This window comes from Pseudoalteromonas obscura (genome assembly GCF_030135505.1).
In the GTDB taxonomy this organism is placed as follows: domain Bacteria; phylum Pseudomonadota; class Gammaproteobacteria; order Enterobacterales; family Alteromonadaceae; genus Pseudoalteromonas; species Pseudoalteromonas obscura.
Window position 1 is genome coordinate 268,509 of record NZ_JASJUT010000001.1, and the last position, 13,289, is coordinate 281,797.

General features: G+C 43.6%; 7 protein-coding genes. 3 read left to right on the forward strand and 4 right to left on the reverse strand.

What is annotated here, in order from left to right:
* The first annotated feature begins 168 nt into the window (after positions 1–168).
* The 3 genes from QNM18_RS01250 (at position 169) to QNM18_RS01260 (ending at position 6,587) form a co-directional block, all read left to right on the forward strand.
* On the forward strand, positions 169–1,344 hold the full coding sequence (locus tag QNM18_RS01250) for an efflux RND transporter periplasmic adaptor subunit (protein WP_284136077.1): 1,176 nt from the start codon (positions 169–171) through the stop codon (positions 1,342–1,344).
* Between the two features lie 5 nt (positions 1,345–1,349).
* Positions 1,350–4,523, forward strand: coding sequence for an efflux RND transporter permease subunit (locus QNM18_RS01255; RefSeq protein ID WP_284136078.1), 3,174 nt, complete (start codon positions 1,350–1,352; stop codon positions 4,521–4,523).
* A 78-nt stretch (positions 4,524–4,601) separates the two neighbouring features.
* Complete coding sequence (locus tag QNM18_RS01260; RefSeq protein WP_284136079.1) at positions 4,602–6,587, forward strand: diguanylate cyclase; 1,986 nt, start codon at positions 4,602–4,604, stop codon at positions 6,585–6,587.
* A gap of 311 nt (positions 6,588–6,898) precedes the next feature.
* Here the strand turns inward: QNM18_RS01260 and QNM18_RS01265 are convergent, their stop codons facing one another.
* The 4 genes from QNM18_RS01265 to topA all read right to left on the reverse strand — a co-directional run bounded on the left by QNM18_RS01265 (position 6,899) and on the right by topA (position 13,156).
* A complete protein-coding gene (locus tag QNM18_RS01265) occupies positions 6,899–8,035 on the reverse strand; it encodes an ABC transporter permease (RefSeq protein ID WP_284136080.1) in 1,137 nt (378 codons plus the stop codon).
* Positions 8,032–8,766, reverse strand: coding sequence for an ABC transporter ATP-binding protein (locus tag QNM18_RS01270; protein WP_284136081.1), 735 nt, complete (start codon positions 8,764–8,766; stop codon positions 8,032–8,034). The genes QNM18_RS01265 and QNM18_RS01270 overlap by 4 nt, the downstream gene beginning before the upstream one ends.
* On the reverse strand, positions 8,759–10,258 hold the full coding sequence (locus tag QNM18_RS01275; RefSeq protein ID WP_284136082.1) for an alpha/beta hydrolase: 1,500 nt from the start codon (positions 10,256–10,258) through the stop codon (positions 8,759–8,761). Before QNM18_RS01275 ends, QNM18_RS01270 begins: the two co-directional genes overlap by 8 nt.
* Before the next feature lie 261 nt (positions 10,259–10,519).
* Complete coding sequence (gene topA, locus QNM18_RS01280) at positions 10,520–13,156, reverse strand: type I DNA topoisomerase (RefSeq protein WP_211012274.1); 2,637 nt, start codon at positions 13,154–13,156, stop codon at positions 10,520–10,522.
* Positions 13,157–13,289 lie beyond the last annotated feature (133 nt).

The window sequence follows — 13,289 nt, forward strand, 5'->3', positions numbered from 1 at the left end:
TTGTCGAGTTTATAACCTTAGCTTTGGTGTGAGAAAGGTATGACATGACAAAGTGACCGCTATTTTTTTCCAGTGGAATATTTTATACAAGGCAGTAAGCTAAACTGTTATTATTGATTTAATGCAGCGGTTTAGAAAGCACGATATTAAATAGGATTTGGAGTGTTCATGTATCCAGCATCATTCAAAAGCAAAGTTAAACACCTCTCTTTGGCACTATTTGCCGCAGGTACATTAAGTGCTTGCTCGGAAGCACCACAGCAACAGGCCGGTTTTGGTATGCAACCTGCTAATGTCAGTGTTACACACGTTTCAACGCAAAGTGTACCATTTAACATCGAATTGCCAGCAACTCTTCTGGGCGATAAAGAAGTAGAGATCCGCGCAAGGGTACCCGGGCTTATTGAGTCAAGAAACTTTGACGAAGGCCAATATGTAAAGGCGGGCCACTCACTCTTTACCATTGAACTTAAACCATTCGAACTTGAGTTAGAAAAAGCGCAAGCAGATTTGCACGCAGCAGAAGCCAATGTTGCCCAAGCAAAGCGAGAGAAAAACAGATTAGAAAGACTGAAAGATGAACGCTCAGTGTCGAAACGAGACTTCGACAATGCTGTATCAGCTTACGATATTTCTTTGGCAAACCTAGAATCCGCAACTGTTGCTCTCAATGAAGCAAAGCTTGACTTAGATTACGCTCAAGTCAAAGCGCCGGTATCAGGTATTATTGGTCGAGAAAGAGAATCTCAAGGCAGCTATATTTCAGGTCCAACCGTATTACTCACGGAATTAACTGACACCAGCACAATGCGTGCACGCTTCGGTTTTTCAGAACGAGAACAGCTCGCTATGCGTAAGGATGTTGAGCTTGGCAAACTGACCTTGCCAAACAACAACGAGTTTGACGCGACCATCATTTTGCAAGACGGTTCAACTTACTCTCAGCAAGGCAAAGTAAACTTTTCTGATGTCCGAGTGAACCGTTTCACAGGCACCTCAGAGCTTCAAGCCAGAATTGCCAACCCCAATGGTGAGCTGCGTCCAGGCCAGTTTGTTCGTGTGCAACTCAGTGGAGCAGTCCGAAATCAAGCGATTGTCGTCCCTCAAAGAGCCGTATTGGACAATGGTACTGGTAAATTCGTGTATGTGGCCGCTGACAATGAGCAAGGGATGAAAGTAGCACTTCCTGCCCCTGTAGAAGTTGGAGAATGGGTGAATTTGAATGGCCAAAACATGTGGATTATTCGTTCAGGCCTTCAACCAGATCAGCCAGTCATTGTCGAAGGTATGGCTCGAATTTTCTTTCCGGGCATGCCTGTAAATATAGCGGCTGAAGGAGAGTAAGCCCTATGTTTTCAAAATACTTTATAGATAGGCCTATTTTTGCCTTTGTGATTTCAATAGTTATTGTGCTTGCGGGCCTTGCAGCTATGCGTACCCTGCCCGTTGCACAGTATCCTGAGATCTCTCCGCCACAAGTACAAGTCACTGCCGTATATCCAGGTGCTTCTGCCGATGTCTTAGAGCAAACGGTAGCTGCACCTATAGAAAATGCGATCACTGGCGTTGAGGGCATGATGTATATGGAGTCGATCAGCAGTAGCGCTGGTGCAACGACGATTACGGTGACATTTGAAATTGGCACTGACGTGGACCAAGCCGCAGTTGATGTGAATAACCGAGTTAAGCAAGTCGAAGCCCGATTGCCTGAAGAAACTCGTCGTCAAGGTGTTGTCGTTGCTAAAGGTTCATCAAGCTTCTTACAAGTTCATGCTTTTTACTCGCCTGACAATAGCCGTTCGAGCTTGTGGACATCCAACTACGTCACTATGAATATATTGGATAATATTAAGCGTATCCCTGGCACCACAAATGTGCAGATATTTGGCGCGCGTGATTATGCAATGCGGGTTTGGCTAAGACCAGACATCATGAGTCAGCTGAAAGTTACAGTAGAAGAAGTAACTAGTGCTATTCGTGAACAAAACTCACAATATGCGGCGGGTAGCATTGGCGCAACACCCACTTCAGCGAGCCCACAAGAACTGGTATACAGTGTCACCGCACAAGGGCGGCTCTCAACCCCTGAAGAATTCGACAATATTATCATCCGAGCTAACACTGACGGTTCAACATTACGACTAAAGGATATTGCACGTGTTGAACTTGGATCAAAAGATTACAACTTCAACGGTACCATCAATGGCAAAGATGCAGTACTGCTCGGTATCTTCTTACAACCGGGCGCAAATGCCCTAGATGTCGCGAAAGAGGTTGAGGCGGAAATTGAATCACTCAAAACCCAGTTTCCACAAGGGCTCTCACATATTAACTCTTATGACACTACGCGCTTTGTTGAGGTGTCTATTCGCGAAGTGTTAATCACACTGGGTGAAGCAATGGTGCTTGTTTTCCTCGTGGTTTATCTGTTTTTGCAAAACTGGCGTGCAACTTTAATCCCAACACTGGCAGTGCCTGTATCACTACTTGGTACATTTGCTGGCCTATATATGCTCGGGTACTCAATCAATACCTTAACCTTGTTCGGCATGGTGTTATCAATTGGTATCGTCGTCGATGATGCCATAGTGGTATTGGAAAACGTTGAACGGATCATGCATGAGCAACACGTCAGCGCAAGAGAAGCAGCCTATAAAGCTATGGAAGAAGTCAGTGGTCCAGTTGTTGCTATCGTACTGGTACTGTGTTCAGTATTTATCCCAATCGCGTTTCTTGGTGGGTTAACAGGCGAGCTCTTTAGACAATTTGCGATTACAATTTCAATTTCAGTCAGTTTATCAGGTGTTGTTGCCTTGACGATGACTCCAGCACTTTGCGTACTTATCCTAAAACACGAGCACAAACAAACTGCCCGATTCTTTTTGTGGTTTAATGATTGGTTCACTCGTATGACAGGTAAATATGTTGGGTCGGTCAGCTTCATGATCCGTCGCGGTGCCCTCGGCTTCTTATTGATGTCTGCTATGGTAGGAGCGACTCTGTTTATGTGGCAAAAAACGCCAGGTTCTCTCGTTCCTGACGAAGATCAAGGGTTTTATATCAGTGCCGTCTTTTTACCTGATGGTACTTCTTTAGAAAGGACCACTGAAGTCACAAAACAAGTTATAGAAGCTGCACAGTCAAACCCGGCAAATGAAAATGTTGTTGCTTTTACTGGCTTTGACTTCTTAGGCGGTGGTTACAAAAATAACGCAGCAACACTTTTCATCACTCAAAAACATTGGGATGAACGAGAGGTAGACACTAAATCTCTGGTTGGCGAGCTATTTATGAAAACCGCGCACATCAAAGAAGCACTGGTACTAGCCTTTAACCCCCCTGCTATATTTGGTTTGGGTAGTACTGGCGGGTTTGAGTTCTACTTGCAAAATAAAACTGGTGCGGATCCTGAGAAGCTGAAGCAAGGCATGCAGTTAATGATGAATGCCGCTCAACAAAGCCCTATTTTAGGCGGCTTACAAACACTTTGGCGAGCCGATGCTCCACAGCTCAAAGTTCATATGGATAGAGAGCAAGCACGTGCAATGGGCGTCAATATCAACTCTGCCTTTAATGCGCTTGCTGCAAACCTAGGTAACTATTACGTCAATGACTTCAATAAGTTTGGTCGCTCATGGCAGGTCATTATGTCCGCTGAAGCGCAATTTAGAATGACGCCACAAGATGTTGGCCGCATTTACGTTAAGAATAACCAAGGTGATATGGTTCCAATTTCTGCCTTCACCGACATTGAATTTTCTAGAGGGCCTGAAAGCTTACACCGCTACAACAACTTATCAGCGGTAAAGCTGATGGGTAACGCAGCACCGGGATACAGCTCGGGGCAAGCAATAGCAGAAATTGAACGCATCGCAGCAGAAGTGCTACCACCTGACATGACCTTCGAGTGGACAGCATCTGCTTTCCAAGAAAAGCGTAGTTCTGGCACTACAGGGCTTGCGTTAGGGCTTGCCGTTGTCATGGTATTTTTAATATTGGCGGCACTTTATGAGCGTTGGTCTCTGCCTATTTCTGTGCTACTTGCACTGCCGTTTGGTACCTTTGGTGCACTGGTTTCAATTTGGGTTGCAGGATTAACGAATGATGTCTATTTCCAGATTGGTCTAGTTACCCTGCTAGGTCTTGCGAGTAAAAATGCCATCCTGATCGTTGAATACGCCTTGATGAAACATCAGCAAGGTTGGAGTGCGAGTGCAGCGGCTCTCGAAGCGGCGCGGCTACGATTCCGTCCTATCATTATGACGTCAATGGCCTTCATCTTAGGCGTTGTACCTCTAGTGTTAAGTTCAGGAGCGGGAGCTGGTGCGCGACATAGTGTAGGCACAGGCGTTATGGGTGGCATGATGGCCGCAACCTTCTTAGCAGTGTTTTTTGTTCCCCTGTTTTTTTATTGGCTAACCACCAGGAAATTAACAGAAAAGCGATCAAAACAAGAACTTGCCAATGAGATAGCGACACATCATAAACGAGATCATACCGATACACAGGAAGACCTCGCTTAATTTTCAAACATAAAAAATGCCAGTAACACTGGCATTTTTTGTTTCTGTAGATCCTCGATTACAAATCATAACACCTTAATGGCTGTAAAAGCGCCAAACTATTATGTTATTATTCGCAATTATTTACTCCCAAAGGCTATCTCTTTGCGTTTTTATGTTGCTCTAGCATTATCACTATTATTATTTGGTGCCTCCCCGGTTTACAGCTCAACACAAAGTTCTTGGCAACAAACCTACGATATACTTCGTGCACAAAATACTCGTACTGCATTTGATTATTTAGTAGAGCAAGTCAACATTACGCAGCCCAGTGCAAAACGTGTCTATATCGGCGCAACACTGACTCGAACGGCATTAGCGCTTAAGCAAGGATCAACCTTAAACACGCTAATTGAGTATAGCAACAGTGAGTACGACGTTATTTTGCAACATCTGGTTATGGCCCTAATAAGTGCACATAATAATGAATACGAGCAAACAATGCAGGCTTTTAAGCTGGCTATAACACGCGCGTACACCATGGAGGACCCTGCACTCACTGCTACTGTCGAGCTCTTTTATATCAATGCAAAAATCACATTAGCGAACTACATTCAATTAGACCATCATATCCAAGAGGTTGAGCGCAATGCCAGCGTGCTGAAAAAACCATTTTGGGGCTTAAACGCTTTACAAAATGCGAAGGCGTTGAACGCTAACTTTTTAGGGGACCATGCTTTAGCAATTGAGATGTATCAACAAGTTATTGCCAACTCAAAATATGAAGGAAATAAAGCCCCCTATTACAATAACCTGGCTCTCACGTATCTAGAAATTGGAAATTATAACGATGCCACAAAGTATTTGGAAAAGGCATTGATGCTACGAAAAGCACAAAAAAACCAATTTAAAGTTGCATTGGCCATGCTCAATTTAGGGATTGTTGCCAACAAAGCGGGAAATTATGACCTCTCATTGCAATGGTTAGATAAAGCATATCAATACTACGTACAGTCTGATAACGCCTATCGCCAAGCCTACGCACTTGTTCAAAAAGCCAAAGTTTATACCAACACGGCGAAAACAGAGCTCGCAACACAAGCCTTAGATCTCGCCCTGTCAAAAATTAGCGTGTCGAATAACATTAATCTAATCACTGATATAAGACTACAGGCAGCAGAAAATATGCGTGCACTTGGCCAAATAGAGAAAGCTGTTCAGCAAGCCTCTCAGGCTAAAGATCTATCTCGAAATGCCAGTGACAAAACGCACCTTATTCAAAGTCTAGAACTGTTGTCAGACTTATATGCACAGCAATCAAACTACGAACAAGCCTATACATTGCAAAACCAACTCATTACTGAAAAAGAACAATTTAATAGCCAAAGAACGATGCAAGCGATGATTGCACTCGAGTCAGAACTTGAAGTGACAGCACAACAGCTAGAAAATATTCGCTTAGAAAAGCATAATAATTTGCAGTTGGACCAGATCTCCCAGTTAGAGGAGCGACAACAATTCCAAGCAATAATAATTTTGTTCTCGCTGCTACTTCTATTCATTAGTTTGCGCGGATACTCAAAACACAAATACCGAGCGCAACACGACAACCTAACCGGCGCTTTGACTCGCAGTGCATTTTTATCTGTGGTGTCGCGTACAAACTTGCCGGCGATCGGCAAACAACACTGCCTTGTATTATTCGACTTAGATCACTTTAAACAAGTCAATGATGTGTACGGACACCCAACAGGAGATCGTGCATTAAAACAAACAGCATTGCTGGCAAAAGAATTTTTCGGAAGCAACGCACTTTTATCTCGTTTTGGCGGAGAGGAGTTTATGCTGTTCCTTCCAAACTTGGCGCGTTCAAGTTGTGTGGATATTATTGAGCAATTCAGAGTTCAACTTAGCAACACACCAATAGATACAGAGTCTGGAGAGGAAATCAACATAACCGCAAGCTTTTCGAGTTACTATTACCAAAACTCACCTCAAAGCCTAGACAAAATTTACAGCAAACTCGACGTTGCGCTTTATCAAGCTAAAAAGTCAGGTAGAAACCGTGTTGTGTGCGCACTTTAGCTTTTATAGCTACATACAGGGCATACATGAATTATTGTCGCAGAGCGAATAAATCAGGCTTACACTATTGTATCGTGAGCACAATAATTACGCTACAAAACGCACTGTCAACACGTTAAAACAGCAACAAAAACTGGGGCACTTAAATACATTTAAAGTAAGTGGTGATTGCCTCATTCCAAGTCATTGTGCCTTGGTTATCTGTGGCACATCGTCAGGTGTTGTGATTGAGTTCAAAACTAAAACTGTTCGTGCTGATCTGCAGTGGGTTGAGCACTGAAGCTTGCTCAACCCATTTAGAACAATATTAATTAAAGGCCAAATACAACCTTTTCACTCTTCAACATTTTGCTGCTCAACATAGTGAAAATAGCAAACAAGGCCAATGTGCCAAAAGACGATAATATCACTTGCATCAGAGGGAGTTCATTACCCTTGATAACCTCAATCATGGCGTACTGCTGCGCTGCAATGGGGATCCATTGTACATAGTCGGTCGCAATATCATAGGTTGTCATCATACTCAAACCGATGGGTACAAATAACACAAAAGCAACGTAAGACTGAGCCTCTTTGAACGACTTCGCCATAAAGGAGACAAACACAAGTAGACTCGCCGACATCAAGGCAATAGGTAATCCTATAATAGTGCAAAATAGTATAAACATAACGTCTAAATTGATGCTAAAACCAAGCTGCTCCCATGGCACCATGCCATATGCGAACTTGGAAACAATCAAGACTAAAACCAATCCTATCATCGAATAACTGGCGATGGCAGCCACTTTTGCTAACACTATTTGCGTGCTACTCAATGGGTGGCTTAATAGGAGCGCCAATGAATTCCGCTCTCGTTCACCTGCACTGGTGTCAATGGCTAAGTTCATCGCAGAATAGAATAGCGCAATGATTATAGACAGAGTTGCAATACCTAAAAACATACCCCCTTTTGAATCTGGCGTTGCCTGATCATGAGTTTGTACATTGATTGCACGCATAATACTTGGGTCAATGCCTCGGCTAATCAGCCTAAGTCCTGCTACCTCAGAATTATATCGAGCAAGTGCTGCTTCTAATCGACGAACTGACTTAATCAGTTTATTATCAGATTTGTCGGCAACGATCGTTACACGCGCACTGCGACCTTCAGACATATCTAGCTCATAGTCTTCATCTATGATGAGTGTAATCGCTTTTGTATTGCCTTCTTGGCCATGACTAATATCATAAGCCTCTAAATAGCTTACAAGACTAGGGGCAGCATCTGAGTTTTCTATCGTAATTTCGAGTGCTTCTGGAGAGCTCAATTGTTTCAATAATATAGTAAACAACAAGCACATCACGATGGGCGCACCAATCGCGTAATAAAGACCTGCCATTACCGAGCGTTTATCTCGACTAGCATCCAGCATTTCTTTTTTATACAGAACTTGAACGAGTTTCATCATGCTGCAAGCCCTTCATCTGATCCTATTAATGCAATAAAAGCTTCTTCCAGTGTTTCTTTTTTAGTCTGTTGACATAATGCTTGTGGAGACCCTTCGGCAACCACTTTTCCGCTGACCATAACAACAACATGGTCGCACAATGCTGCAACTTCTTGCATCACATGACTAGAAAACAAGACGCAATGTCCCTGCTCTTTGAGCATAAGTAACAAGTCTCGCAAAATGCGTGTACTCATCACATCGAGCCCACGGGTAGGCTCATCGAGAATAATATTTGTCGGCTGATGAACAATGGCCTGGGCCAGCGCAGTTTTCATACGCTGCCCTTGTGAGAAGCCTTGACACTTGCGATCAGCAATATCTTCCATTTGAAGTTTTTCAAGTACATCATTTGTAGCTGTGATCGCATCTTGCTTTTCCATCCCACTAAGCTCTGCGAAAAATTGGACATACTCTCTAGGGGTTAAACGCTCGTACAAACCACACGGGTCAGGGAATAAGCCTAGCTGTTGCTTGGCACGCATCGGTTCGGCCGCCACATCAATATTGTCTATCTTGGCAAACCCGCTATCGGCTTGAAGAAGGCCAAATACAGTTCGCAAGCATGTGGTTTTGCCTGCCCCATTGGGGCCCAAAAGCCCTGTTATTTTGCCATCATCAGCGCGAAAACTTAGTTTATCCAGAGCTTGCACCGTGCCAATCTTTTTCTCTAAGTCAGTTACTTCAATCATTAGTTTTCCCTTTACTCTGGTTGGCAACTGGGCCATTAATATTCATGAAGTACTGCTTTCGGTTGTCTTTATCTAAACAATCAGTAGTCAGCTCAGAAAACGTCAAGGTATTAATGAATTGCCCTATCACTTTGTTGGCACAGGTTTGTGCCGCAACGCCATGAGTTGCAGATGGCGCTACGAGATGTTTTGCATTGGACAAGTTAACCATGGCAAGCTCTGCCCAGCTTGGTGGAGTTGCGGGGTCTAGCCCACCAGAGAGAAGTAAAATAGGTAAATCTGTTTTTACTGGTTTATAAAATGACTCATCCACTGGCTCTACTTGCCATATTGGGCAGATGGCATCTAGCGACTCAATCATCATTTTACCAAAATAGGATTGGCTATATTGAATTCGGTCGGGTTCGGTCAGGTTTGGCCAGTCTTCACCACATGTGATAGCGCTGTGCATACCCATTGCAATGCCACCTAATGTTGTTTCATTGCCAAGTAATCCAGCCAGTGGGCTATAGTTTCCACGCTTAGCCGAGTCTATTACCAGCGGGATCAATGAACGTGTAGTATGGCTATATAGAGCCATTCTTACCGCGCCTCGCAGTTTACTTTCGGTGATTACAAGTTTGATCTCTTCAAAGGTGCGAGGATGCCTGACTTTTACAGTAATCGGTTTATCTTTAAGCGACGCGATAAGCTCTGCATAGTCATTGGCCAGCGTTGGATACTGTTTTAAACACGCATTGTCAGCCATGCAATCCAAAAACACTTCATTTAGCGCACCATCAATAGCGTCGCCGATCGCAACTAAACTTTGCTGCATCGGTACGACACCGTCAAGTGTTGCACTGGCGACCGACTCTGGGTATTGACGCAAATACTCTTGTGCTATGCGAGTACCATAAGATGCACCATACAGGTGCAATTTGTCATACCCAAGCGCGATTCTCACAGCTTCAAAATCGCTGGCGGCGGCTACGGTTGTAAAGTTTGATAAGTCGACTTGTAGTTGCGCTTTGCACTTATTGGTTTCTTCTTGCGTAAAAGTAATAAACGACAGGGCTTGATCGTCGAATGCAAATTGCTCTTTTATACTGCCACTGTCACATTGTAAAAGTTGAGATTTTCCTGTTCCACGCTGGTCCACAAGGATAATGTCTCTGTTCTCTCTTGCATACTTTAAGTTACGTGCAAATATTGCCGCCACTTCAATCGCTGATTGTCCAGGACCACCAGCGAATGCTAATACAGCCTCATTTGGGTGCAATTGTTTTATCGCCGGGATCACGGCGAAATGAATTTCCACTTTTTCCGAAGACGAATTCTTTGACAACGGTTGGCTAACCGAGCCACACATTAATCGGTCTTGAAGCCCTTCAACATAACACGCTTCAAGAGGTGTATTTTGTTGCGCAGTGGCTATCCCAGAACAGGCAATGGCAAGAGTCGCTAAGCCAGAACTAAACAGCTTAACAAAGTGGCTGCCGTACTTATTCATTACTGTTTTCCTTATGTAAATCAACACCTGTTTTTAGATTCGTTGTTGATATTTTTTGTATTAGTCGATTAATACAGAGGGCGTTAGAATAGAGGGCCGATTGTGGCAAGTCAACTGTTCACGTTTCTAATTTAGATGCATAGAGTGAGCAATCATCAATTCAGCATGACTGTGATATTTGCCCGTCGGCAGGTTTATTTGATTGACGTTACTTTGAAAACATCTGTCCAATAAAAAGGCCAGCAAATGCTGGCCTTTTAGTTATTTCTTACGTTTTTTCTCTTCTTCAACCCACTTACCATCAACAAAAGTTGCTTTCCAGCCTGTGGCTTTTCCTTCAACTTCTGTCATGACATATTGAGTCTTCGTTTTTCGAGAGTACCTAACTACCGCTAAGTTCCCGTCGTTATCCTGCTCTGGCGCATCCGCAAGATAATAAAACTTAGGAGAAATTCGATCTCTAAATCTCTTCAACTCTGCCACTTTTGGCGCACGAGTTTCCCTCGATTTAGGGAATGTATGCGCCGCCAAGAAAATGCCCGATGCACCGTCTCTCAGGACGAAGTGTGCTTCCGACTTTTCACATTCCAATTCAGGTAGCGGAACTGGATCTTCTTTTGGTGGCGCTGGCTCACCACTTTTCAGTAGTTTACGCGTATTTTTACAATCTTCTTTTGTACAGCCAAAGTACTTACCAAATCGCCCTGACTTGAGCTGCATATCAGCGCCGCATTTGTCACACTCAATAACAGGTCCATCATAACCTTTTATCTTGAATGTTCCCTGTTCAACAACATAACCACCACATGCAGGGTTATTACCGCACACATGGATCTTGCGTGTCTCATCTATCAGGTATGAGTCCATTGCCGTTTCACAGATTGGGCAGCGTTTTTTCTGTCTTAAACTCTCTGTTTCAGCATCTTCAACATCTTCAGCATCAATGGCTTCATCACCAGAGATCAAATTCATTGTTGTTGTGCAACGTTCTTTAGGTGGCAAGCTATACCCGGTACAACCTAAGAACACACCAGTCGATGCTGTACGAATACCCATTTTTCTGCCACAAGTTGTACAGTCAATGTCTGTCTCGACCATCACATTTTGACGCATGCCGCCTTCGGCTTCATCTTGACCTGCCAATTCAAGCTGCTGTGAAAAGTCCGCATAAAACTTATCAAGAACATGAGTCCATTCCCTTTCACCTTCAGCAATGTCATCCAAACGACCTTCCATTTTTGCTGTGAAGTCAAAGTTCATTAGATCATTAAAGTTCTCAACTAAGCGATCTGTAACTATCTCTCCCATTTTTTCAGCGAAGAAACGTCTGTTTTCCACACGTACATATCCGCGTTCTTGTATTGTTGAGATAATTGCCGCGTAAGTAGACGGACGTCCGATCCCTCTCTTTTCCAATTCTTTAACTAAGCTTGCTTCACTGTATCTAGCCGGTGGCTTAGTGAAGTGCTGTTTAGGATCTAGACTCACTAAGTCAACGTTGTCACCTACGGCCACAGCAGGCAATGCTTGCTCTTCTTCGTTCTTTTTGCGCACTGCTGGTTGTACTTTAGTCCAACCATCAAACCTCAATACACGTCCACGTGCTTTTAGGGTGTAGTCGTTTGCACCAAGAGTGATATTGGTCAGGTCATACTCAGCAGGAGTCATTTGACAAGCAACAAACTGTCGCCAAATAAGTTCGTATAACTTCTTAGCATCCGCGTCAACGCCCTCGACATGTCCTGATAATACATTTACATCAGACGGTCGAATTGCTTCGTGCGCTTCCTGTGCATTTCCCTTAGCACTATATTTTATAGGTGCTTTTGGTAAATACTTGTCACCGAAGTTCCCTTGAATATATTCGCGACACATTTCAACGGCATCATTTGACAAGTTTGTGGAGTCAGTACGCATATAAGTTATGTAACCAGCTTCATACAAACGTTGCGCCAACATCATGGTTTTCTTTACGCCGTAACCTAATCTGGTACTCGCAGCCTGCTGCATGGTCGAAGTAATAAAAGGTGCACTCGGCTTACTCTTACTTGGCTTCTCTTCAACTTTAACAACAGAAAGACTTGCGCTTTCAATATCCGCAACTGCTTTTAATGCTTCTTGCTCATTAACGGGCTTAAACGCTTGACCTTGATACTTAGTCACAGCAAAACGAACATCGCTTGCTGCCAGTTTTGTATCGGCATGAATATCCCAAAATTCTTCAGGGATAAACGCTTTAATTTCTCTTTCTCGCTCAACCAGCAAACGCACAGCAACCGATTGAACTCGACCAGCTGATAACCCTCGCGCGACTTTTTGCCACAGCAAAGGTGAAACCATAAATCCTACAACTCGGTCTAGAAAGCGGCGAGCTTGTTGCGCATACACCATATCAGTATTGAGCTGACCCGGCGCCTCAAATGCTTGTGTAATTGCGTTTTTGGTTATCTCATTAAATACCACTCGCTTATACTTTGACGCATCACCACCGATTATTTCTTCAAGGTGCCAAGCAATTGCTTCCCCTTCTCTATCCAAATCGGTTGCGAGATAGATATGGTCTGCATCTTGCGCAAGCTTTGTAAGCTCTTGAACAACTTTTTCCTTGCCAGGCAACACTTCATAGTGAGGCTCCCAGCCCTTCTCTGGGTCAATACCCATTCTTGCAACTAAATTAGCGTAGTCCTTTTGTTTGCGATATGCCGCCTTCTCTTCTGGTGACATTTTACGTACTTCAGCCGGAGACTTGGTAGCAACCCCTTTGGTTTTACCCGCTCCTGACGTTGGTAGATCACGAACATGACCTACACTGGATTTCACAATGTAGTCTTTTCCCAAATACTTATTAATAGTTTTGGCCTTTGCGGGAGACTCTACGATTACTAGCGATTTGCCCATATTTGCCTATTTTGACTAATTTTGTCTGTTGTGCCCTCTTGGGCGTTATTATTTATAGGTATATCCACAAACACCTATTGTTACAAGCTTTTCATTCTAACTTTTATCTGAACAGTGATTAATTAAGCAATTA